This is a genomic window from Rhodococcus sp. 21391 (genome assembly GCF_016772255.1).
GTDB lineage: Bacteria > Actinomycetota > Actinomycetes > Mycobacteriales > Mycobacteriaceae > Rhodococcus_F > Rhodococcus_F opacus.
In genome coordinates, this window is sequence record NZ_CP063781.1 from 6,162,902 (window position 1) to 6,187,363 (window position 24,462).

A 24,462-nucleotide genomic window follows, 5' to 3' on the forward strand; every position below is an offset into this window, starting at 1 on the left:
ATCAACCGCGGGACGTTGACAAGTACTCACGGGCGGGATTGCAACACGATGCAACGCTTGCCGCCCGCCCCACTCCGGAGTGTGCTGTATGTCACATACCAAGCGAAGGAGAGGTACATGACACAGACGGTCCAGCCGACTGCGGTGCAGACGTCCCTGACACCTCAGGAACGAGTCGACCTGTGGTTGGCGAGCTTCGAATCCGCTCTCGCCGCGCGCGATGTCGACCGCGCCGCGGGCATGTTCGCAGTCGACAGCTTCTGGCGCGACCTGGTGGCGTTCACCTGGAACCTCAAGACGGTCGAGGGACGCGACGCCGTCGCCGCGATGCTGCACGCACGCCTGGACGACACCGACCCCGTCAACTTCCGCACCACCGAGACACCGGACGAGGCCGACGGCGTCACCTCGGCGTGGATCGAATTCGAGACCGCGACGGGCCGGGGCAAGGGACACCTGCGCCTGAAGGATGACGAGGCGTGGACCTTCCTCACCACACTGCAGGAGTTGAAGGGCCACGAGGAACGCCGGGGACGGAACCGCGTCAAGGGTGCAGTTCACGGCTCCGGCGGCGACACCCTGAGCTGGACGGAGAAACGGGAGATCGAGGAGCGGGAACTCGGTTACACCCGCCAGCCGTACGTTCTCGTGATCGGCGGTGGCCAGGGCGGCATCGCGCTCGGCGCGCGGCTGCGCCAACTCGGGGTCCCGGCCATCGTCGTGGACAAGAACGAACGCCCCGGCGACCAGTGGCGCAACCGCTACAAGTCGCTGTGCCTGCACGACCCGGTCTGGTACGACCACCTGCCCTACATGCCGTTCCCGGACAACTGGCCGGTCTTCGCGCCGAAGGACAAGATCGGCGACTGGCTCGAGATGTACACCAAGGTGATGGAAATTCCGTACTGGTCGTCCACCACCTGCACATCCGCGACGTTCGACGAGGAGACCAAGGAGTGGACCGTCGTCCTCGACCGCGACGGCGAGGACGTGGTACTCCACCCGAAGCAGCTGGTGCTCGCCACCGGCATGTCGGGCAAGCCGAACGTCCCGTCGTTCCCGGGCCAGGACGTCTTCCGGGGCGAGCAGCACCATTCGAGTCAGCACCCCGGTCCGGACGCCTACGTGGGGAAGCGCGTCGTCGTCGTGGGAGCCAACAACTCGGCTCACGACATCTGCAAGGCGCTCTTCGAGAACGGCGCCGACGTGACGATGCTGCAGCGGTCGTCCACGCACATCGTGAAGTCGGAGTCCCTGATGGATCTCGGCCTCGGCGACCTCTACTCGGAGCGCGCTGTCGCGGCGGGAATGACGACGGAGAAGGCCGACCTCACGTTCGCGTCGCTGCCGTACAAGATCATGCACGAGTTCCAGATCCCGATCTATCAGAAGATCGCCGAACGGGACAGGGACTTCTACGACCGACTGGAAAAGGCCGGATTCAAGCTCGATTTCGGTGACGACGGGTCCGGTCTGTTCATGAAGTACCTGCGCCGTGGGTCCGGCTACTACATCGACGTCGGCGCGTCCGACCTCGTCGCCGACGGCAGCATCCACCTCGTGTCCGGACAGGTCGACCATCTCACCGAGGACGCCGTGGTTCTCACCGACGGGACGGAACTGCCGGCCGACCTCGTCGTCTACGCCACCGGCTACGGGTCCATGAACGGCTGGGCCGCCGACCTCATGGGTCAGGAAGTGGCCGACAAGGTCGGAAAGTGCTGGGGCCTCGGCTCCGACACCACCAAGGACCCCGGACCGTGGGAGGGCGAGCAGCGCAACATGTGGAAGCCGACCCAGCAGGAAGCGCTGTGGTTCCACGGCGGCAACCTGCACCAGTCGCGGCACTACTCGCTGTATCTCGCTCTGCAGCTCAAGGCCCGGCACGAGGAGATCCCGACACCGGTCTACGGGCTGCAGGAGGTGCATCACCTCAGCTGATCGCCCCCGACATGCAGCGGCGCCCCGCATCACCGGTGCGGGGCGCCTAGGCGCGCACCGGTCACACGGTCGAGGTCGATGCCCCCACTGCCGCCGCCAGGGAGTCGAACTGTGGGTGGATGAGCGCCACGTAGCGCTCAAGATCGCAATGCTGCCCGGGATGAAGGTACAGGTGTCCGGCCGGCGGATGCTGTCGTCTCGCAAGTCGTATTTCGAGTACACGGCATCACTCCCCCGCACGCTGCGCGCCCACGGGTTGACGAAGCAGGCACGCGTCTCGTGGATCGGTGTGTGGCTGGTCCGGGCGATGTACTTCGCGGTCTGGATACCCACGCGCAGTTTCGACCCGGTCACCCGCAAACACAGTGTGCGGCGGATCTTTTCGGATCACGAGGACCGGATCATACCCTGATCCGAGGGGACGAAGCGCCCTCACTCGTCGAGAGTGAGGGCGCTGGTGAATCGTGGTACCGCTTACCTCGCTTCGAGAACCCCGGTCATCTGTTTGACGGTCTTGGCCGCGAGCACCTCGAATGCGAGGCGGGCGACGGGGTCGGCGAATCGCGCCAGGCCGGTGAAGTGGAGTTGCGCGCGGTAGGTGATCGACGTGGAGGCGTCGTCCACCCTCTCGAACGCCAGATCGTCCGACGTGACTGCGGTCTTGTTGCGACCTTCGAAGACGACGTGATCGGGGTCGTCGCGGGTCATGCGGTAGGTGAGTTCGGTGGTGCGTCCGAAGAACGACGACACGTTGTGCCATTCCGTGCCCACCGCCACCGGGCCGGGGGTGGTCTGCTCGCACTTGTCGGTCCCGGGATCCCAGGCCGTGGTGTTCGCGAAGTCGCGCAGGTACGCGACGACTTTCTCGAGCGGTGCGGCGACGGTGAACGTTCTACTGACCTCCGCCACTCGGGCCTCCTATGCGCAATCGCGGCAAATCAGCTGTCCGCCCTCTTCGGACGCGAGACGCGACCGATGATGGACCAGGAAGCAACTGCTGCAAGTGAATTCGTCGGCCCTTTTCGGGACGACGCGGACCGTGAGTTCCTCACCGGACAGGTCGGCGCCGGGCAGTTCGAAAGACTCCGCCGTGTCGGTCTCCTCGACGTCGACGACGGACGACTGCGAGTCGTTCCTCCGTGTCTTCAATTCTTCGAGCGAGTCCGCGGCGAGTTCGTCGTCGACGGTAACCCGTGGTGCGTCGTAGTCGGTTGCCATGACTTCCTCCCTTTGGCTCATGTTCCCCGTGTCGTGAAATTCCACACTTGCGGGGCACGGTTGCTAGACAACGCACCGATCCCGCGTTTTGTTCCCGGGCGGCCACAGCTCGGCCCGTGATTGCGGGATGCCCGTTCCGGGTACCACTCAATCAGCCGATCGGAAGGTGGTCAGTTGATGACGAGTGCCCACGACGAGCTCGGCAATCCCGTGCCGGACCCGGAGCCGGTGCCGCCGGATCCAGGCCCTCCTCCGGTGCCGCCGACGCCGACACCGCCTCACCCGTTTCCGCCCGAGCCGGGCCCCGAACCTGCACCTCCCGAGCCCGGACCACAGCCGGAACCGCCGGGACCTCCGGGACCTCCGCCGACACCTCCGATTCCCGAGCCGACTCCCCCGTTTCCGCCGCAGATGCACGGCCGGGGCCACTCCCTGTAGGTCAGCCTCACCTACAGGGAGGTACGTGGATGCGAACGCTCGACCACCGCAAGTTCCTGACCGTGAGTGCCGGGGTCGGCCTGGCCGACGCCACGTGGGCCTGGACCCAGGACGCGCGCGGCGGGACGCACCCCGAAGTCTTCAACCGCGGACAGTTCACCGGTGAGGCCGATTCGCGTACGAGGCGAACGTTCTACGTCCGCTCCCCGAACGACCCGCGCTCACGTCTGATGACGTCGCTCGGGTTCGTCGTCCCGGAGCAGATCGCACAACTCGCAGGCGATCGGGACGCGTTCACCAGCAGCAAGGAGCAGTTCTCGACATCGTCGACGTCGACGTCCTCATCTGGAACGTCCTCAGCCTCCCGTACGCCGTCGAGGCACTGGTGCCGAAACTGGCGGATGCCGCCGCCAAACCGGCCTGACGCCGCGGTCACCCGGACTGGTCTTCGAGCCGGGTGAGCGCGACCAGCGTCCGGACCCCGTGGATCATGGCGCGTTCGTCGAGGTTGAACCCCGGCTGGTGAAGCTCTTGCCGGGTGCCGATCCCGTCCCACACGCCGAGTCTGGCCATCGCGCCCGGAACCTTCTCGAGGTACCACGCGAAATCCTCGCCGCCGCTGGACTGATGTGCCTCGGCCAGGTGGTCGAAGCCGACGACCGATTCGATCGCCTCCCGGAGGTCGGCGGTGCAGTCGGGATCGTTGACGACGGGCGGGACGCCCTGCAGGTAGGAGAGTTCGTACCGCACGTTGTACGGCGCGAGCAGGTGACAGATCGTGTCCGTGACCAGCGGTTCGAGCGATGCCCACGTCTCGCGGGACGCGCTGCGCAGGGTGCCCACCAGTTCACCCGATTCGGGCACGGAGTTCGCGACCTGCCCGGCGGCCACCTTCCCCCAGGTGAGGACGGTCGCGGTGCGGGCGTCGATCCGGCGGTCGAGTACGGACGCCAGTCCGGTCACCAGGACGGCGGTCGCGTGGATCAGATCGCCGGTCAGGTGAGGTCGGGCGGTGTGGCCGCCCGCCGACCACAACCGCACCGTGACGGAGTCGTTGGACGACGTGATCGGCCCCGTCCGGGTGGACAGTTTGCCGACCTCGAGGTGCGGGTCGCAGTGCAGTGCAAAGATTTTCGACACCCCGTCGAGTGTGCCCGCGGCGATCGTGTCGACCGCCCCGCCGGGGGTGGTCTCCTCCGCCGGCTGGAAGACGAGACGGACGCGGGTCGGCGGCGGGTATTTCGTCAGGACGGATGCCGCGCCCATCAGCATCGTCGTATGGGCGTCGTGACCGCACGCGTGTGACACTCCGGGCACCCTCGACTCGAACGGGAGACCGGTTGTCTCGGCGACCGGCAGCGCGTCGAGGTCGGCCCGCAGCGCGATGCACTCGCCCGTCTCCGGACCGACGTCGCACCACAGGCCGGTTCCGCCGGGCATCAGGACGGGTTCGAGCCCGAGACCGACGAGATGATCGCGCACCACTCCGGTGGTCCGGCGTTCCTCGAACGACAGTTCTGGATGCGCGTGCAGGTCGCGGCGCCACTCGACGAGCTTCTTCTCGTCGAGCTCCGTCGACTCCGTCCAGGTCATGTCGGCGGTGTCGCCGCGGTCCCAGAACCTCGCGCTCCAATATCTCCGGGTCCGGCCCGCCCCGGTCGACTTCGGGCCGGGTTCGCGCGGCGGCGGCACCTCCACGTCGGGGAGATGCTCGGTGCGGCCCGCCGTCTCCGCCAGCAGCAGATCCACCACGTCGGTGAGCCGGCCTCGGCGACCGAGCGCCTGACGTTGCCGGGCGGCGGAACTCCCGTGGGCGGTAGCCTCGGCGGACAACCCCACCACGCGGTCCCAGTCACCGGTCTTCTCGAGCTGGGGGCGCAGCGAATTCACGAAGTCGCCGACGAGTTCCGACGCAGGACGTGCCTGCGGAACCGTCACGTCGACGAGTTCCTCCTCCAACCCCGACCGGGCCGCCCGCCACAGCGCCGCCCTCGTCAGGGTCGGGAGTACCTCGACGCCCTTCCTCCCGGCGCGCAATCCCTCCACCTCGCGTTCCACGAGCGCACGGAACAGGGCGGCGACGAGCAGGACCGTGTCCAGTCGCGGGCAGCTGTCGCACACCCGCAACTCCAGGGTCGGAAGCTTCACCGACGGCCGGACGTCGAAATACGCCATGCCGGGATCGCTGATCACCCCGCTGGCGACCAGGTCGTCGATCAGGGCGCTGTATTCGGCTGCCGAGGAGACGGGTGCGGCCGGACCCGTGCTGGGCCAGCGCAGCCACAGTAGTGTGCGCGCGCTGGCATAGCCGGTGTCCGCGCCGTCGGACCGGAACGGGGAACTCGCGCTGAGCGCGAGGAGGACGGGCATGTGCGGAGCAACGCGGTGCGCGACCTGCACGGCCTCGTCACGATCGGGCAGGTCGACGTGAACCTGCGTGCCGCAGATCAGCTGCTCGCGGGCGAGCACCTGATAGTCGGCGAGCATGCGCCCGTAGCGCTGCGTTCCCGTCACGTGCATCTCGGCGGGCAACGCCAGCGGCACCGAGCCCGCGGCCGCTACGCCGATGCCGAGATCCTCGGCCGCGTCGACGAGCAGCCTGCGGTGTCGCTCCAGATCGTTCCGCAGGCCGTCGAGGTCGGCGTACACACCACTGTTGACCTCGACGACGCACTGCTGGAGTTCGTCGACGTACACGTTGTCGGGAAGTCGTGCCAGCAACTCCGGCGCGCGGGTGGTCAGGCGCCGGGTCTTCAGATCGATGAGGTGGAATTCCTCCTCGACGCCCACTTTCCGTGGGTCGCTGGCGAGCACGATGTGCCTCTATTTCTGTTTCTCCGTGGCACCCTCGGTGTCGTCGAAGAACGCCCAGGTGCCGTCCTCGTCGACTTCCATCCGCCATCCGAGTTCGGAATTGTCCGCGCGAACGTCGACGAACCACGCGTGCGCGTCACCGGCGCTCGGAATCTCCTTCGTTTCGACGACACTGCCCTGGGGATCGATCACTCGGTATTTCGCCATGGTCGTCGGGTTCCCCGCCCACCCGGGTCTGAATCATCGGACGGAATATCCCTTCCACCCACGCAGCTACACCGCCTAATTGATGATTCAACTATCTAGAGCGAGGGTGTGCGATGGAACTCGGGTTGACGACGTTCGCGGAGGTCGGTTCCGGCGGGTCCGGGGTGGTGTCGCCGCGGCAGCGTCTGAAGGATCTGTTCGAAGAGGTCGTCCTGGCCGAGCAGGTCGGCCTCGACGTGTACGGCGTCGGTGAGCACCACCGCGCGGACTTCGCCGCGTCGGCACCCGCGGTCGTGCTGTCGGCCGCTGCCGCCCGGACGTCCCGCATCGCATTGACCAGTGCGGTCACCGTCCTGAGCTCCGACGACCCGGTACGGGTGTTCGAGGAATTCGCCACCCTCGACCTGATCTCCGACGGGCGCGCCGAGGTGATGGCCGGTCGCGGCTCGTTCACCGAATCGTTCCCGCTCTTCGGTTACGACCTGGCCGACTACGACGAGTTGTTCGTCGAGAAACTCGGCCTGCTACTCGCCCTCCGCGACTCGGAGACCGTGAACTGGTCGGGACGGCACCGGGCGGCGCTGACGGACCAGTCCGTCTACCCGCGGCCCGAACGTCCCCTTCCCATCTGGGTCGGGGTGGGTGGCAATCCCGAGTCGGTGGCTCGCGCCGGACTGCTCGGCCTGCCGATGGCGCTCGCGATCATCGGCGGACGACCCGCCCGATTCGCACCGCTGGCCGACCTGCACCGCCGTGCGGTGTCGGAGGGTGGGCACGAACCGCAGCCCATCGCCGTCCACGCGCACGGTTACGTCGCGGACACCGAGGACCGGGCGGTATCGGAGTTCTACCCGTCGTACGCCGCGGCCATGACCGGCCTCGGACGCGAACGCGGGTGGGCACCGATGAACCCGCAGGCATTCGACGGTCTGCGCGGACCCGGCGGTTCGCTCGTGCTCGGCAACCCCGAACAGGTGGCCGAGAAGATCGTCGGCATGCGAGACACCCTGGGCATCGAACGGTTCATGCTGCACCCCAGCGTCGGGCCGCTGCCCCACGACAAGGTGATGCGCGCGATCGAACTGCTCGGCACCAAGGTGGCCCCGCTCATCGAACAGGCGTGATTCCTGCGGTGGCGGTGCGTTAACCCGTACCGTCACCCATCACCGCGCCCTCCCGTCGTGGGTCCGCGCCGCCGACCCACCCCGAGTCCTGACGCTGCAGCGCACTGAGCCCACTGGACTGCGGTGCGACCGACACCTGGTGACCCATTGCCCGCAACTGCACGATCAACGGGTCGTCGGCGCCGTCGTTGACCGCGTTGATGTTCGGATGCTCCCCGCCGACGCCGGTGACCGGGGTGTTGGCGGCCCCGAAGTCGACCGCCGACACCGCCTGCTGCGGGTTCAGACCCCAATCCAACATTCCCACGAGCGTTTTCACGACGAACTGGATGATCACCGAACCGCCCGGAGACCCCGTCACGTACTGGACGTCCCCCAGCGACCCGTCGCTGCTGCGGTCGAAGACGAGCGTCGGCGCCATCGAACTGCGGGGCCGCTTACCCGGTTCGACGCGGTTGGCGAGCGGCGTCCCGTCCGGCCCGACGGGCTGGGCCGAGAAGTCGGTGAGCTGATTGTCGAGAACGAAGCCGTCCGTCATGTGGAACGAGCCGAACGCCGATTCCACCGTCGTCGTCATCGACGCGACGTTGCCGTACTGGTCGGCGATCGAGATGTGGCTGGTGCCGTGTTCCTTGTCCTGCGGCTGCACACCGAGCGGGACCGGACCGAAGTTTCCGGGTTGCGCGGTGCCCATGCTCTTGCCGGGGTCGATGAGGTCGGCCCGCTGCTTCAGGTAGTCCTCGTTCAGCAGCGTGTCGAGGGAATTGCCCGGCAGCGGAACGAAATCGGAGTCCGCAACGTACTTGTCCCGGTCGGCGTACGCCAGTCGCTCCGCCTCGGAGATGAGATGCACGGCCTCCGCCGTCGGCTTCCCGCCGTTGTCGTCGAGGTTCGTGGGCCCGTACTCCGACAGGTCGAAGTTCTCCAGGATGCCGAGCGTCGCCGCGACCGCCGTCCCGCCGGACGACGGGTTGGGCATGCCGCAGATCTCGTGGTCCCGATACGGCGTGCACAGCGCCGTCCGCTTCTTCGCCTGGTAGTTCGCGAGGTCACCGAGAGTCATCTGTCCGGGGGTGCGCCCGCCCGACGCCGTCGCCGTCGCATCGACGATGCCCTGGGCGATGGCCCCGGTGTAGAAGGCGTCGGCACCGCCCGCCGCGATCGCACCGAGCGTCTTGGCCATGGCCGGGTTCGTCAGCTTCGTGCCCGCCGGCTTGGGGCTGCCGTCCGGGTTGAGGAAGTACGCCTTCGACGGCTCGTCGAGCGCCAGATCGGGTGCGGACTCGGCGATCTGCCCGGCCATCCGGGGGCTGATCTCGAGCCCCTGGTCCGCGAGCGAGATGGCCGGGTCGAACAGTTCCCGCCACTGGTCCCGGCCGTGTTCGCGGTGCGCCAGCTCGAGCATCCGCACCACCCCGGGAACCCCGATGGACCGCCCGCTCGCCCGGGCGTCGGGCTTGGGCTCGGTGCGGTCGGTGTCGCTGATCCAGCGCAGGTAGTTCTCCGTCGCCGCCATCGGCGCGACCTCGCGACCGTCGTACGCCTCGACGCTCTTCTGCCCGGCGTCGTAGTAGAGCAGGAACGCCCCACCCCCGATTCCGGAGGACTGCGGTTCGACGAGCCCGAGAACGGTCTGGGCCACGATCAGCGCGTCGGCGGCCGTGCCCCCGTCCCGCAACACCTCGCACGCGGCTTGCGTCGACACGGGATTGGCGGTGGAGACCGCGTACGACGCGGTGGTCACCGGCACCATCCCGGAGCGGTACACGGTGGCGATCTCGGGGTTGGTCGCGAGGTTCTGGGTGGTCGGCGCCGGGCCGGGGGGCGGCGGTGCCTTGGCGATCGGGGTGCCGTTGGGAACGTCCGCACAGGTGGCCGCCGGATCGCTCTGCGGTTCCTCGTCCGACGCGCACGCGGCCAGCATGCCGACGCAGAGAGCCGCGGCCAACGAGGCCCGAATTGCCGTTCCGATTCCCGTCACAGGACCCATCACCGAACCCTAACAGCGGGGATCCGGTGCCGACCGGCTAAAGACGAGGTCCGAAGTGCCGGGTGAGGATTCGGTAGCCGAGCTCGTGGAGGTGGTGGTGCTCGGGCCACCGGTCGAGGGTCCACGCCGGGTCGGTGTGGGCGGCGGTGATCGCGGCGGTGGTGGAACTGTGCAGATCGAACTCGAGATCGCGGCAGAGTTCCGCGACGGCAGCCGGTTCCCGCGCATCTCCGAGCCGCCCGATCGTCCCGGCCACCTGCTCGTCCGCGTCGCGCAGGATCCGCCGGTACGAACCCGGAAGCACGGCCCACAGCACGAGGAGCGCCACCGCCACGCCGAGGACGGTCTCGAGAAGCCGGTCCCGGGTGACGGCGACGAGGTCGACGTGCGTTCCGAGACCGCCGAGAACCAACGCGAGCGGGGTGATGAACACCATCGCCAGGCCGTAGTTGCGGACGAGGAAGGCTTCCGTCCCCGCCATCAGGAGCGCCACGACGAGTACCAGCGCGGCCGGCGACAGGTCGAGCGTCGCCAGCGCTGCGAACAGAGCGAGTCCGAGCACCGTTCCGAAGAACCGGTGCAGCCCGCGGTACGTCCCCAGCACCCGGTCCGGGCCCTGGTGCAGGATCATCGCCGCGGTGATCACCGCCCAGTCGGGGCGGGCGACACCGAGACCCAGCGCCAGGAGACCGGCAGCGGGGCACGCGACCAGCAGTCGCGCGACGATCGTCCAGGACCGGCCCCGGAAATGTGCCGCCCGCGCGAGCCGGTAGCGGATCGACGGCCTGGGCAGCGGGACCTGCGGCCGCAGGTCGTCTTCGTCGGAGGCGTGGTCCGCGTCGTGGCCGTCGACCACGGCGGCGCACCGCAGGTGAGCCGCACGCAACGTGCGGGTGAGCGGATGATCGCGGCCGACGAGGGCCGCGTCGTGGAGGCACTGCCAGGCGGCGTGCAGCGACCGCACCGCGTCCCGGCGGGCATTCGGTGCGGGCGAGTCGGCGAGTGCGGCGTCGACCGCGGCGACCGCGGTCGCGACCGCGGCCCGCTCGGGGGTGCGTGGACGCGCAAGCAGCCCCGACATCGACACGAGCAACGCCGACGCCGCACCGGCCGCCGCCCAGGACGTCACCTCCGAAACGGAGACACCGAGGGCGGGCAGCGCGGACGAGATCTCCACCGTGAGCAGTGGAAGGAAGGCACCGGGCGCCCCGAGCCGCAACCCGTCGACGACGAAGGCGCAGACGGCCACGACGACGGTCATCGTGAGGACGAGCGCCATCCCCCACAGCGGGGAACCGCCCGCCGCGGTCGCGTCGTGAACGAGCGCGCCGACCGCGGCGCCGACACCGGCGAGGAGCACCATCACGGCGGCGGCGATCGAGACCACCCGCCACCGCACCCGGTACGCCCTGCCCTCGCCGTAGACGACGGCGAAGGCTCCCAGCGTCGCCGTCGCGGCGACCGCAGAGTGTCCGAGCGCGACGCCCGCCAGCGCGGGCAGGCACACGCCCACCGCGGCGCGGACCACGCCCGGCCAGCGCCGACCCTGTTTGGGTACCCCCAGGAGCAACGAGCGTGCCGGGGCCGGCGCAGGGATCGGCACACCGTGATCCCGAGACCCGGTTCCCTGGTCCTGCGCACCTACCGACACGACCACACAGACTACGAGCGGTCGAGTCACTCGAAACAGTCGATGAGGTGCATCTCACGTGCGGTGCGCGGTACCGATCAGGTGTGGGGGCGGTGGAGCGGGCGCCCGTACTCCGCGGCGAGCAGGCCGAGAGCGACGGCACCGGCGAGCAACCCGAAGTCGCGCAGTGCGACGTCGTAGTACCCGGACAGCGTGACCAGGTTGACGATGATTCCGGCCAGCCAGGCCGCGACGACCCAGGCGCCGATCCGCGGCGCCACGGCGACGAGGATTCCTGCGATCACTTCGATCACGCCGACGGCGTACATGCCCTGCTGCGCGGTTCCCGGCAGGATGCCGTCGATCCACGGCGCGAGGTAGGCCGGCCAGTCGGTGAGCCAGTTCGTGAACTTGTCCAGCCCGAACACGATCGGCGCCACGGTGAAGACCGTGCGCAGCACGAGAAAGGCCTGATAGCCGGGGTCGGCCAGGGTGTGCGAACCGTGGCTGACCTCGTGGGGTGTGTTGGTAGCCATGACGACTCCTTCTAAAAACTATGTGCATTCACTATAGAATTTCTCGCGCAATTAAGTCAACGGTTCTCGGTTTTACAATGGGTCCATGGGTGACACTCCACGCTCGGACGTCTCGGCCGTCTCCTCCCTCGACGAGCCGGTGCGCAGGCGGGTGTACGACCACGTGCGCACGCAGACGACGCCGGTCAGCCGCGACGACGTCGCCGAGGCGCTGGGACTAGCCCGCTCGACGTCCGCGTTCCATCTCGAGAAGCTGGCCGACGAGGGGCTACTGGCCGTCGAGTTCGCGCGGCGCGGGGGGCGGTCGGGTCCGGGCGCGGGGCGGCCCGCCAAGCTCTACCGACGATCCGACCGTGAATTCTCGGTACACCTGCCCGCGCGGGCTTACGCGCTCGCCGGGGAGTTGTTCGCCCGGGCGATCGAGGACGCGGAGGCCACCGGCGCATCACCGCGGGCGGCCCTCTCCGCGCGTGCCCACGACTTCGGGCGCGGCCTCGGCGCCGACACCGGCTGCACGGACGACGATCTGCTCGCGGCGCTCGCGACGTGCGGTTACGAACCGCGCCGTAGCGACGGCACCATCGTCCTGGTCAACTGCCCGTTCGACACGCTCGCCCGGCAGCACACCGACATGGTGTGCGGAATGAACCTCGCGCTGCTCTCCGGACTGCTCGACGGCGCGGGATGCGAGGATCGCCGCGCCACACTGGCACCCGCCGACGGGTACTGCTGCGTGCGGATCGAAAGTGAGCAGCCACCCGCATGTGAGTGACAAAGCGTGCCCCGGGACGCTTCGGCACTCACCTGGGGTTGGCGCCGACCACGACGGTGGCGTCCATGTCTTCCGAGATCTCGATCCGGGTGATCAACCCGGCCTCGGCGAAAGCTTCGGCGGTGAGCGCGGCCTGGCTCGCACTGGTCTCGATCAGTAGATGACCGCCCGGCGCGAGCCAGTCGCGCGCCCCGAGGGCCACCCGCCGCTGGATGTCGAGTCCGTCCGCGCCGCCGTCGAGCGAGACCCGCGGTTCGTGGAACCTGGCCTCCGGCGGCATCAACCGGATCGCGTCGGTGGGCACGTACGGTGCGTTCGCGACCAGGACGTCGACGCTTCCCCTCAGCGTGGTGGGCAACGGTTCGTACAGGTCGCCCTCGAACACCCGGCCGGGGTCTGGGACGTTGCGTCGCGCGCACCGGACCGCGGCGGGGTCGATGTCCACCGCATACAACTCGATGCCGTCCCCCAGCGTCTCGGCGAGCGCGGCCCCCACCGCGCCCGAACCGCAACACAGGTCGACCACGACAGCGCGCGGGCACGCGAGGGCGGCGGCCTGCTCGACGAGGAACGCGGTGCGGCGGCGCGGCACGAACACCCGCGGATCGACCGCGATCCGGAGCCCGCAGAATTCGGCCCAGCCGAGGACGTGTTCGAGGGGGACGCCCGCGACGCGGCGGTCCAGCATCGACGCGAGTTCGTCGGACGTCCGGGCCGCGGAGACGATCAAGCGGGCCTCGTCCTCGGCGAACACACAGCCGGCGGCGCGAAGCCTCGTGACGAGAACGAATTCGAGGGACGGTGAGAGAGACACTGACATGGGAGAGCCTTCCGGAATGCCGATGGGCGCTCTCCCGGTCACCTTATGTCGGTACGACCGCGCGGTCGCGGAGTGAGAGCACCCGAACTGAACGAACGGACACAGGTCTCACCTCCTCGATACGGAACCTGCTCGGAGTCGCCACACTACCTCCCTCAGCGGTCGCCGGGCATCCGAATAACCGGAAGTGGTGTGGACCGGAGCAGCGGCGGGTATCCCATGTGACCTGCCCGAATTGACCAGGCAGATCGATCGAAGGTGATGCTCGGACCGCTGCCTCCGCATGGTGGTGGCGGATACAATCGAGGTTTCCGCGCTACTGGAGGCGGATCTCGGATAGGACCCCGATATGGCCGATCAGGCGAAGCTCCTCGACTATCTGAAGCGAGTCACCGCGGAGCTCTACCAAGCGCGGGAGAAGCTGCGCGAGGTCGAGGGTGTGAGCCGTGAACCGATCGCCGTCATCGGGATGGGCTGCCGGTTCCCCGGCGGGGTGCGGTCGCCGCAGGACCTGTGGCGCCTGGTGGAGTCCGGCACCGACACCGTCGCCGGGTTCCCCGAGGACCGGGGCTGGGGCCTGGCGGACCTCTACGATCCGACGGCCGAGCAGGCCGGCAAGACATACACGGTGCAGGGCAGCTTCCTCGACGACCCGGCGGGGTTCGACCCCGAGGTCTTCGGCATCTCGCCGCGCGAGGCGCTGGCGATGGACCCGCAGCAGCGACTTCTCCTCGAGACGAGCTGGGAGACGTTCGAACACGCCGGCATCGATCCGCGGTCGGTGCACGGCCGCCAGGTCGGCGTCTTCACGGGGCTGTCCGGCATTGACTACGCGGCGCGGGCGGGCGGCATGCCGCCCGAGGACCTTGAGGGGTACTTCATCACCGGCAACGCCATGAGCGTCGCGTCCGGTCGCGTGGCCTACAGCTTCGGCCTGAACGGACCCGCGATCACGGTGGACACCGCGTGCTCGTCGTCGCTGGTGTCCATCCACCTCGCCATGCAGGCGCTGCGCAGCGGCGAGTGCGAACTGGCGCTGGCGGGCGGGGCGACCGTCATGGCGACCCCCGCGGTGTTCGTGGAGTTCAGCCGCCAGCGAGGACTGGCCCGGGACGGCCGGTGCAAGGCATTCTCGGCTGCTGCGGACGGAACGGCGTGGGGTGAAGGTGCGGGGATGGTCGCGTTGGAACGCCTGTCCGACGCAGAGCGCAAGGGCCGCCGGATACTGGCCGTCATCCGCGGCAGTGCGGTGAATCAGGACGGCGCCAGCAACGGCCTGACCGCCCCGAACAGGCAGGCTCAGGAGCGGGTGATCGCGCAGGCGCTGGCCAATGCGGGACTCGGCCCGGGCGATGTCGACGTGGTCGAGGCGCACGGGACCGGCACGAAACTGGGCGATCCGATCGAGGCGTCCGCCCTGCTGGCCGGCTACGGCCGCGACCGCCCCGCCGACCGGCCGCTGTGGCTCGGCTCGGTGAAGTCGAACCTCGGGCACACCCAGGCGGCCGCCGGCGTGGCCGGGGTGATCAAGATGATCATGGCGATGCGGCACGGTGTCCTGCCGAAGACGCTGCACGTCGACCGGCCGACCCCGCACGTCGACTGGTCCGCCGGTTCGGTGTCGTTGCTCACCGAGAACCGGGAGTGGCCGGGGTCCGATCGGCCCCGGCGGGCGGCGGTCTCGTCGTTCGGCATCAGCGGCACCAACGCGCACGTCGTCCTGGAGGAGTCCCCACCGGTCGAGCCGACTACTTCCGAATCAGCTACTCCCCCGGACGAAGTCGTGGCCTGGTTCCTTTCGGGCCACACCGAGCCCGCGCTGCGCGCCCAGGCCGAACGGCTGCGCGACTACGTCACCGAGCACCCCGAGCTGACGCCCGCCACGGTGGCAGGCACACTACTGGGTTCCCGTGCCGCGTTCGATCACCGCGCCGCCGTGATCGGCGCACGGCCCCAGAGTCTGCTGAGCGGCCTCGACGCACTCGGCCGAGGTGCGCCCAGCGCCGACGTCGTCACCGGTGTGGCGTTGGAAGCGGGCGACCGGCCGGTGTTCGTCTTCCCCGGCCAGGGTTCGCAGTGGGTGGGCATGGCCACCGAGCTACTGGACACGTCGCCGGTGTTCGCCGACACCGTGCGGGAGTGCGCCGACGCGCTGGCCCCGTACACCAACTTCTCGCTGCTGGACGTGCTGCGCGACCGCGATCCCGCGGCGCTGGACCGGGTCGACGTGGTGCAACCGGCGTTGTTCGCGATGATGGTCGGTCTCGCGGAGCTGTGGCGCTCCCACGGCGTCGAACCGGCGGCCGTCGTCGGACATTCACAAGGCGAGATCGCGGCCGCGTATGTCGCGGGTGCGCTGAGCCTTCCGGACGCGGCACTCGTCGTGGCCGCGCGCAGCAGGGTGATCGGCGCGTCGGCCCGGCGGGGCGGGGGAATGGCCTCGGTGGCTCTGCCGGCGGACATCGTGCGGGAAAAGATTCAGCCCTGGGCCGGCGCCGTCGAGGTCGCGGCGATCAACGGGCCGTCCGCGACGGTGATCTCCGGACCCGTCGACGCCCTCGACCTCCTGGTCGGGCAGTTGCAGGGCGACGGCGTCCAGGCCAGGCGGATCGCGGTGGAATACGCGTCGCATTGCGCGGACGTCTCCGTTCTGCGGGAACCCATTCTCGACGTCCTCGCCTCCATCACTCCCCGCCGGTCGCGAATTCCGTTCTACTCGTCGGTGACCGGTGGTGTGCTGGACGGCACCGCATTGGAGGCGGACTACTGGTACCGGAATCTGCGACGGACGGTCCGGTTCGAGCAAGCGACGAGATCACTGGCCGCGGACGGGTATCGACTGTTCGTCGAGTCGTGCAGCCACCCCGTCCTCACCGTGCCGTTGCAGGAAACCCTCGACGCGGCGGGTGTCGCCGGCCGCGCCATCGGCACCATCCGGCGCGACCGCGCGGGCCTCCGCCAGTTCACCGCCGCACTCGCCGAGGCACAGGTGCACGGGCTGCACGTCGAGTGGGATCGGGTGCGCTGGGCTCGACACGACGATCGGCAGCAGTGGGTGGACCTCCCCACGTACGCCTTCCAGCACCGCCGCTACTGGCTGGAAAGTCCGGTTCCACAGGGCGATTTCGCGTCGACGGGCATGGAAACGGGTGGACACCCGATGCTCGCCGCGTCGGTCGAGCTCGGCGACGGCCGGGGCGCGGTGTTCACGGGTCTGCTGTCGCCACAACGCCTTCCATGGCTGAGCGACCACGGCGTCAGCGGCACCGTCATTCTGCCGGGAACGGCTTTCGTGGAGCTCGCCCTGCACGCGGGGAACCGCGTGGGGTGCGGCCGGCTCGAGGAACTCGCCATCGAGGCACCCCTGGTGATCCCCGCCGAGGGTGAGGTGGCATTGCAGGTGAGCGTGCTCGCCGACGGTGAGGCGGGTCGAACCACGGTGTCGGTGCACTCCCGGCCTGCCGATGCCGCGCAGGACACCCCGTGGACCCGGCACGCCACCGGCACGCTCGCGGCGGCCGTGGACACCGCCGACTCCCCCGAACAGCCCTGGCCGCCCGCCGATGCCACGCCGATCGACGTTCGAGGCCTGTACGACGTGCTCGACGAGGCCGGCTACGAGTACGGCCCGGCCTTCCGTGGTCTCCGCGCGGCGTGGCGGCGCGGCGACGACCTGTACGGCGAGGTGCGGCTGAGCGGAGAGGACCCGGCTGCGGCGGTCGCGGGATACGGGATCCATCCGGCGGTGCTCGACGCGGCGCTGCACGTGATTGCGCTGGGAGCCGCAGACTCCGGTGTCCGGCTGCCGTTCGCCTGGGACAAGGTGCAACTGCACGCCGTGGGCGCCACCGCCTTGCGCGTGCACGTCACCACGACCGGACCCGAGCGCTACCGGATCTTCGCGTACGACGCGGCCGGCAGTCCGGTGCTGACCGCCGAATCGCTGGCGCTGCGGCCGCTCGGGGATGCGGGCGTGCCTGCCGCCGGGGTGCGAGACAGCCTCTACCGCGTGGAGTGGATGCCGGTGGGTGCGTCCAGCACCGCTCCGGCAGACCTGATGCCGCTCGAGGAGGCGCTTGCCGGCGGTGATCCGGCGGGTCGCGTGCTGTGGCTCGACCGCGAACCGGGCGACGAACCGGACACGCCGGCTCGGGCGCACGCCGCCGCGGAGGCGACGTTGCGGGCGGTCCAGTCCTGGCTCCGCGACGATCGCCTGGCCGAGACTCGCCTGCTGGTCACGACGAGGCTCGCGGTGGCGGTCCGCGACGACGATCCCGTCGACGACGTCTCCGCCGCCCCCGCGTGGGGACTGATCGGCGCGGTGCAGAACGAGCACCCGGACCGCATCACCCTGGTGGACCTGGACGCACACGCCGGTGACCCTTCGTTGATCTCCATGGCCCTGGCCTGCAACGAGCCTCAGCTGGCCATCCGGGACGGCGTACTGCTGGCGCCCATGCTCGCCGCGGTGACACCCGTTGCGGCGGCACCCGAACCGGTACCCGCGATCTTCGGCCCGGACGGCACAGTCCTGATCACCGGCGGCACGGGAACCATCGGCAGACTGATCGCCCGCCACCTCGTCGCGCGGCACGGGGTGCGCCGGCTGCTGCTGACCGGACGGCACGCGCTCGATCCCGAGGGTGCGGCCGGACTGCGTGCCGAGTTCGCGGAGTCGGGGGCGGAGGTCAACGCTGTCGCCTGCGACGTGGCCGACCGCGCCGCGGTGGCCGCTCTCCTTGCCGGCATTCCCGACCTGTCCGGCGTGATCCACGCCGCCGGAGTGCTCGAGGACGCCACCGCCGCCACCCTGACCGAACACCAGTTGCACGCCGTCCTTCGTCCCAAGGTGGACGGTGCCTGGCATCTGCACGAACTCACCCGGGACCGGGACTTGTCCGCGTTCGTGCTGTTCTCCTCCGCGGCGGGTGTGCTCGGCGGCGCAGGCCAGGCGAACTATGCGGCGGCGAATGTCTTCCTCGACGCACTCGCGCAGCACCGCCGCGCCCGCGGGCTGCCCGCGACGTCCATGGCCTGGGGACTGTGGGACCGGCCCAGCGGCATGACGTCCCATCTGAATGCGGCCGACCTCGACCGATTGCAGCGCAGTGGCATCGACACCATCAGTCCGGAGTCGGGTCTGGCCCTGTTCGACGCTGCCCTTGCCGTGAACCGTCCGTTGATCGTGCCGATACGGCTCTCGACGAGGGCCTCCCGATCCGACGGTGAGTCGCTGCCGCCGATCCTGCGCCGGGTGCTCGGCGTCCGCCGTCGCCGCGCCGCTGCCGCCGATTCCCCGACCGGTCTGGCCGAGGAGTTGCGGGCGCTGGACCCCGCCGAGCGGCACAGCCGCGTGCTCGACGTCGTCACCACCCACGTGGCGGCCGTGCTGGGTCACGAAGGCAAGGAGGCGATCGACCCGGAACGTGCCTTCAAACAACTCGGTTTCGACTCGCTGACCGCGGTGCAACTGCGCAATCAGCTGGCGACCGCCACCGGTGTGCGACTGGCCGCGACTGTGGTGTTCGACCATCCCACCGCGGACGCGCTGACCCAGGAGCTGGTGGCGCGCCTGCTCGGCGACGATACGGCTCCGCAGCCGGCCGGGCCGACGCGTGCCCGCAGGGACGACGACCCGATCGTGATCGTGGGAATGGCGTGCCGATACCCGGGCAAGGTGTACTGCCCGGAGGACCTGTGGCGGCTCGTCCGGGACGGCCGCAACGCCGTGGGCGCTTACCCCCACAACCGGGGCTGGAATCTCGACGAGGTGTACGACCCCGACCCCAACCGGGCCGGCACCACGTACATGAAGGAGGGCGGGTTCCTCTACGACGCAGACGAATTCGACGCCGCGTTCTTCGGGATCAGCCCGCGCGAGGCGATCGCGATGGACCCGCAGCACCGGCTGCTTCTCGAGAGCGCCTGGGAAGCCTTGGAGCAGGCGGGAATCCGGCCGACCGCGCCCGGCCTCACCGACACCGGCGTGTACGTCGGGCTGATGGGCGGCGACTACGGCTTCCACCTGATGACTCAGCGCAACGTCGACGCCGAGGGCTATCTGATGACCGGGACGAGCAACAGCGTGGCGTCCGGCCGGATCTCCTACTCCCTCGGCTTCACCGGTCCCGCGGTCACCGTGGACACGGCCTGCTCGTCGTCGCTGGTGGCCATGCATCTGGCGGCGCGGGCGCTCCGCGACGGGGAATGCGCGCTGGCGCTGGCCGGCGGCGCGACGGTGATGTCCACACCCGGTGTGCTGATCGAGTTCAGCCGCCAGCGCGGGCTCGCCTCGGACGGACGCTGCAAGCCGTTCTCCGACCGCGCCGACGGCACCGGGCTCAGCGAGGGCGCGGGAATGGTGGTGCTGGAGCGGCTCAGCGACGCCCGGCGCAACGGCCACCGGGTGCTGGCGATCATCCGCGGATCGGCGGTCAATCAGGACGGAGCGTCCAACGGATTGACCGCCCCGAACGGGCCGTCCCAGGAACGGGTCATCCGCCAGGCGCTGGCCGACGCCGCGCTCGGCCCGGCCGACATCGACGCCGTGGAGGCACACGGCACCGGCACCACGCTCGGCGACCCGATCGAGGCGCAGGCACTGCTGGCCGCGTACGGGCAGGGCCGGGAGGGCCGGCCGCTGTGGCTCGGTTCCGTCAAGTCGAACATCGGCCACTCCCAGGCGGCGGCGGGCGTCGCGGGCGTGATCAAGATGGTGATGGCGATGCGGCACGGGATGCTGCCACCCAGCCTGCACGGCGACGTCCCCACCCGGCACGTCGACTGGACCGCAGGCGAGGTCTCGCTGCTCGCCGAATCGGTTGCCTGGCCGGAGACCGGACGACCCCGGCGGGCGGCCGTCTCGTCGTTCGGTATCAGCGGCACCAACTCGCACATGATCCTCGAACAGCCGCCCGAGGACACGGCGCCGGGGGTCTCTCCGTCGGCGTCGCCGCTGGTCTGGGTGATCTCCGGAAAGACCGGGGATGCGCTGCGGGCGCAGGCCACCCGGTTGGCGGAGTTTCTCGACACGGACGAGTCCGAACTCCCGGATCCGGCCGACCTCGCCTACTCACTGGCCACCACCCGATCCGGATTCACCCACCGCGCCGCGGTGATCGGAGAAACACTGGCCGACCTGCGCGACGGCCTCGCCCGCATCGTCACGGGGCGACCCGGCGGCAACGTCGTCACCGGCACGAGCGCCCGCGGCAAGACGGCCTTCATGTTCACCGGCCAGGGTGCGCAGCGCATCGGGATGGGCCGCGGCCTCTACGAGACGTACCCGGTGTTCGCGAGGGCACTGGACGAGGTCTGCTCCGCACTCGACGAGCACGTGGAAACCCCGGTACGGCAAGTGATCTGGGACGAGTCCGACGGCGGCGGCGCGAAGCTCGACAGCACCGAATACACCCAACCGGCACTGTTCGCCATCGAGGTCGCGCTCTATCGGCTGCTGCGGGACTGGGACATCACTCCCGACTACCTGATCGGCCATTCGATCGGCGAGATCACCGCGGCACACGTCGCGGGAGTGTTCAGCCTGCCCGATGCCGCCGCTCTGGTGGGTGACCGTGGGCGGTTGATGCAGTCGACCAAACCGGGTCTGATGATCGCCGTACGGGCACGCGAGGAGGACATCCTGCCGCGGATCGACGGGCGCGTCGATCTCGCGGCCGTCAACGGCGCCGAATCCGTCGTTCTCGCCGGCGCCGAACGCGACGTGCAGGCCGTCGCCTCCGAACTGTCCGCCGCCGGTCTGAAGACCACGAGCCTCCGGGTCGAGCGGGCCTTCCATTCGACCCTGATGGACCCCATCCTCGACCAGTTCGCCGCCGTGGTGTCGAGGCTGACGGCGCAGCCGCCGAAGATTCCGGTCGTCTCCAACGTCACCGGGCGCGTCGCCACCGCCGAGGAACTCATGGCCCCGGACTACTGGACCCGGCACATCCGGCACGCGGTGCGTTTCCACGACGGCGTCTGCGCCCTCGACGAACTCGGCGTCACCCGCCTCGTCGAAGTCGGTCCCGGCGCGGCCCTGGCGGCGCTCGCCGCCGAGGTCGTCCCGAACACGATCGCCACGCTGCCCGGACGCGGAGACGAAGCACACGGGATCATCGAGGCGGTCGCCGCCGCCTACGTGCAGGGCGCCACCATCGACTGGGATCGGGTGCTGCCCGGTCGCCGCCGGGTGGCCCTGCCCACCTACGCATTCCAACGCCGCTCCTACTGGCCGACGGCGACCACCCGACATACCGGCGACCCGACCGAGCTGGGTCTGACCCCGGCCGATCATCCGCTGCTCGGTGCCGCGGTGACGCTCGACGACGACGCGACCCTGTTCACCGGACAGCTGTCCCTGCACCGGGATCCATGGCTCGTGCCACCGACGATCGACGACGGCGACCAGCCGTCGACCGTCGAAGCGAAGACGTTGTTGCCTGCGGTGCCGGTCGAACTCGCCCTGCACGCGGCCCACCGCGTCGGTCTCGACCACATCGACGAACTCACCCTGCACCACCCGCTCGTCCTCCCGTCGTCGGGACTGGCCTCGATTCGCGTGCTGGTGTCGCCGCCCGGCACCGACGGCGCTCGCACCGTCACGATCACGTCGAAGTCGGGTGACACCGACGGCCCGGACAGCTGGATTCGGAACGCTTCGGCGACGATCGACGACGTCGTCGGCCCTGCCGCCGGTGTGCCGCAGCAGGACCCGGGCGACACCGAGACCGAGGTGCGCCTCGACGAAGGCACCGACACGAGTGGTTTCGGTATTCACCCGGAACTGCTGCAGGCCGCGATCGAACCCCTCCTCGGGTGGGACGGCTGGCCGCTGACCTGGTCGGGGATCCGTCTGCACACCGTCGGCGCAGAGGCGATGACCGCCCGGTTCACCGCCGGCGAGGACGGACGGTACCGCGTTGCCGCCGTCGACCCCGCGGGCGAGCCGGTGCTGACCGTCGACGCGCTGCGGGTGACGCAGAGGACGGGCGACGGGCAGGACGCAGGCCGGTCGGCGGCCCTGCGACTGCACCGGGCCGCCTGGATCCCGGTGGAGGTGGCCACGTCCGAACGGGCCCCCGGTCCGGCGGTGGTCCTCGGCGCCGAGGGGTTCGGCGACCCGGGTGTCGGCTCGACGTTCCCGCGCTATCCCGACCTGGAGGCGCTGCGCACCGCGATGGAGTCCAGGCCGGACGGCGACGACCTGCGTCCGTGGACGGTGCTGGTCGGGTGTGCGACCGAGGGCGACCACGGTCCGGACGCGACCCACGACCTATGCGCGCGGGTATTGCGACTGCTCCAGGAGTGGCTCGACGACGAGGCTGTCGCCGACAACCCGCTCGTGATCGTGACACGCAACGCCATGGCGACCGACGACGGGCAGGACCACGACGCTCGTCCCGACCTCGCGGCCGCGGCGGTGTGGGGTCTCGTCGGCTCCGCACAGAACGAGAACCCGGACCGGTTCGTACTGATCGACCTGGACGACGCATCGGACGCCGAGGCCGCGATCACGTCGGCACTGGAGAGCGGGGAACCGCAATTGGCGGCCCGGAACGGCACCTTGCGCGCACCTCGGTTGCGGCGCATGCCCGCCGTCGACGAACCGACACCGTTCGATCCCGACGGCACCGTTCTGGTCACCGGCGGCACCGGCACGGTGGGATCTCTCGTAGCCCGGCACCTGGTGACCGAGCACGGGGCACGGCACGTGCTGCTGACCAGCCGGCACGGACCCGACGCCGAGGGCAGCGACGAACTGCGCAGCGAACTGCGCGGTCTGGGTGCCGAGGTGAGCATCGTTGCCTGCGATACCGCGGACGAGTCGGGGGTCGCCGCGCTGCTGGCCGGGATACCGCCCGAACACCCGCTCACGGCGGTGATCCACGCGGCCGGCGTGATCGACGACGGCACCCTCGCGTCGCTCACCCCCGAGCGGCTCGACGCGGTCCTGCGACCGAAGGTCGATGCGGCCTGGAACCTGCACCGGCTGACCGCGGACACCGACGTCCGGGCGTTCGTCATGTTCTCGTCGCTCGCCGGCATCCTCGGGGCCCCCGGGCAGGCGAACTACGCGGCCGCGAACATGTTCCTCGACGCCCTCGCCCATCACCGCCACGCCCTCGGGCTGCCCGGGCTCTCGATCGCGTGGGGCATGTGGGCGGCACCGAGCGCCATGACCGACAACCTCGGTGCGATCGACCTCGCCCGAGCCCGCCTCAGCGGAATGATTCCGATGCCCGCGGCCGACGGCCTGGCCCTCTTCGACAGCGCGCTGGCCGCCGGTGCACCCACGGTCGCGGCCGCACGGTTCGACCACTCCGGTTCGGCCGCACCGTACGTTCCCGCCCCGCTGCGTGGCCTGATCCGGGAATCGCGCCCGCACGCCGCGGGGTCGGACGCGGTCGTGACCGGTGCGAGCGGGTCCGGGCCCTCGGATTGGGCGCAGCGCCTCGCCGACCGGTCGATCCCCGAACAGCGGCACCTGATGCTCGATCTGGTGCGGGGCGGAGCCGCCACGGTGCTCGGCTACGACGCGTCGGACTCGGTGGACCCCGACCAGGCGTTCAAGGAACTCGGCTTCGATTCACTGGCGGCGGTTGCGCTCCGCAACCATCTCGGTGCCGCCACGGGGCTGCGGTTGCCGCCGACCATGGTGTTCGACCACCCGAGTCCGCGCGCGGTCGCCGAGTTCCTGCGCTCGGAACTCGTCCCGGATCCGATGTCCGTTGCTCTCGCCGACGTCGACCGGTTGCGCGCGACGATCGCCGAACTCGGCGAGGACAGCGAGGCACGGTCGGCGATCGCGCAGCGCCTCGGAAGCCTGTTGGCCGAGGTCGGCACGTCCGACGATGCGCATGCGGCCGCGGTCGACAAGATTCACGCCGCGACGAGTGAGGAGATCCTCGACCTCATCGATCGCGGTCTCTGACCCGAAACAGTGCGGGTGATCGCCGCCGGGAACACCGGC

The 24,462-nt window shown here is 69.8% G+C and carries 14 protein-coding genes; 6 read left to right on the forward strand and 8 right to left on the reverse strand.

Translation table 11 applies throughout. The features are described from left to right. Positions 1-117: 117 nt before the first annotated feature. Entirely contained in the window at positions 118-1,941 is a 1,824-nt protein-coding gene (locus GO592_RS28460; RefSeq protein WP_007298450.1) for a flavin-containing monooxygenase, read from the forward strand. Between the two features lie 115 nt (positions 1,942-2,056). Then, the gene (locus tag GO592_RS28465; protein ID WP_007298449.1) at positions 2,057-2,353 is read left to right on the forward strand and encodes a hypothetical protein; all 297 of its coding nucleotides are present in this window, start codon (positions 2,057-2,059) and stop codon (positions 2,351-2,353) included. A 62-nt stretch (positions 2,354-2,415) separates the two neighbouring features. Here the strand turns inward: GO592_RS28465 and GO592_RS28470 are convergent, their stop codons facing one another. Both GO592_RS28470 and GO592_RS28475 read right to left on the reverse strand, forming a co-directional pair. Next, positions 2,416-2,850 (reverse strand): SRPBCC family protein, encoded by a 435-nt coding sequence (locus GO592_RS28470; protein ID WP_007298448.1) that lies wholly within the window; start codon positions 2,848-2,850, stop codon positions 2,416-2,418. A gap of 9 nt (positions 2,851-2,859) precedes the next feature. Next, positions 2,860-3,159: a DUF4193 domain-containing protein gene (locus GO592_RS28475; RefSeq protein WP_005248611.1), complete on the reverse strand. Its 300-nt coding sequence runs from the start codon at positions 3,157-3,159 to the stop codon at positions 2,860-2,862. A 467-nt stretch (positions 3,160-3,626) separates the two neighbouring features. Between GO592_RS28475 and GO592_RS28480 the strand changes: the two genes are divergently transcribed. Continuing rightward, entirely contained in the window at positions 3,627-4,058 is a 432-nt protein-coding gene (locus GO592_RS28480; RefSeq protein ID WP_063709734.1) for a hypothetical protein, read from the forward strand. On the opposite strand, the gene GO592_RS28485 is transcribed toward GO592_RS28480, so the two are convergent. Then, positions 4,030-6,411: a glutamate--cysteine ligase gene (locus tag GO592_RS28485; RefSeq protein WP_007298446.1), complete on the reverse strand. Its 2,382-nt coding sequence runs from the start codon at positions 6,409-6,411 to the stop codon at positions 4,030-4,032. The genes GO592_RS28480 and GO592_RS28485 overlap by 29 nt on opposite strands. Before the next feature lie 9 nt (positions 6,412-6,420). Continuing rightward, positions 6,421-6,618 (reverse strand): hypothetical protein, encoded by a 198-nt coding sequence (locus GO592_RS28490; RefSeq protein WP_007298445.1) that lies wholly within the window; start codon positions 6,616-6,618, stop codon positions 6,421-6,423. Between the two features lie 113 nt (positions 6,619-6,731). Between GO592_RS28490 and GO592_RS28495 the strand changes: the two genes are divergently transcribed. After that, positions 6,732-7,742, forward strand: a complete 1,011-nt coding sequence (locus GO592_RS28495; RefSeq protein ID WP_007298444.1) for an LLM class flavin-dependent oxidoreductase — start codon at positions 6,732-6,734, stop codon at positions 7,740-7,742. A 19-nt stretch (positions 7,743-7,761) separates the two neighbouring features. On the opposite strand, the gene ggt is transcribed toward GO592_RS28495, so the two are convergent. From ggt to GO592_RS28510, 3 genes are all read right to left on the reverse strand, one after another. Beyond that, complete coding sequence (gene ggt, locus GO592_RS28500; RefSeq protein WP_039951760.1) at positions 7,762-9,732, reverse strand: gamma-glutamyltransferase; 1,971 nt, start codon at positions 9,730-9,732, stop codon at positions 7,762-7,764. Between the two features lie 37 nt (positions 9,733-9,769). Then, positions 9,770-11,335 (reverse strand): FUSC family protein, encoded by a 1,566-nt coding sequence (locus GO592_RS28505; protein WP_039951814.1) that lies wholly within the window; start codon positions 11,333-11,335, stop codon positions 9,770-9,772. A 125-nt stretch (positions 11,336-11,460) separates the two neighbouring features. Continuing rightward, complete coding sequence (locus GO592_RS28510) at positions 11,461-11,898, reverse strand: DoxX family membrane protein (protein ID WP_005253393.1); 438 nt, start codon at positions 11,896-11,898, stop codon at positions 11,461-11,463. An 85-nt stretch (positions 11,899-11,983) separates the two neighbouring features. On the opposite strand from GO592_RS28510, the gene GO592_RS28515 reads away from it, so the two are divergent. Beyond that, positions 11,984-12,670, forward strand: coding sequence for a helix-turn-helix transcriptional regulator (locus GO592_RS28515; protein WP_007298441.1), 687 nt, complete (start codon positions 11,984-11,986; stop codon positions 12,668-12,670). Between the two features lie 28 nt (positions 12,671-12,698). On the opposite strand, the gene GO592_RS28520 is transcribed toward GO592_RS28515, so the two are convergent. Continuing rightward, positions 12,699-13,490, reverse strand: a complete 792-nt coding sequence (locus GO592_RS28520) for a putative protein N(5)-glutamine methyltransferase (RefSeq protein WP_007298440.1) — start codon at positions 13,488-13,490, stop codon at positions 12,699-12,701. Between the two features lie 349 nt (positions 13,491-13,839). On the opposite strand from GO592_RS28520, the gene GO592_RS28525 reads away from it, so the two are divergent. Then, entirely contained in the window at positions 13,840-24,423 is a 10,584-nt protein-coding gene (locus GO592_RS28525; protein WP_007298439.1) for a type I polyketide synthase, read from the forward strand. The last annotated feature ends 39 nt before the right edge of the window (positions 24,424-24,462 follow it).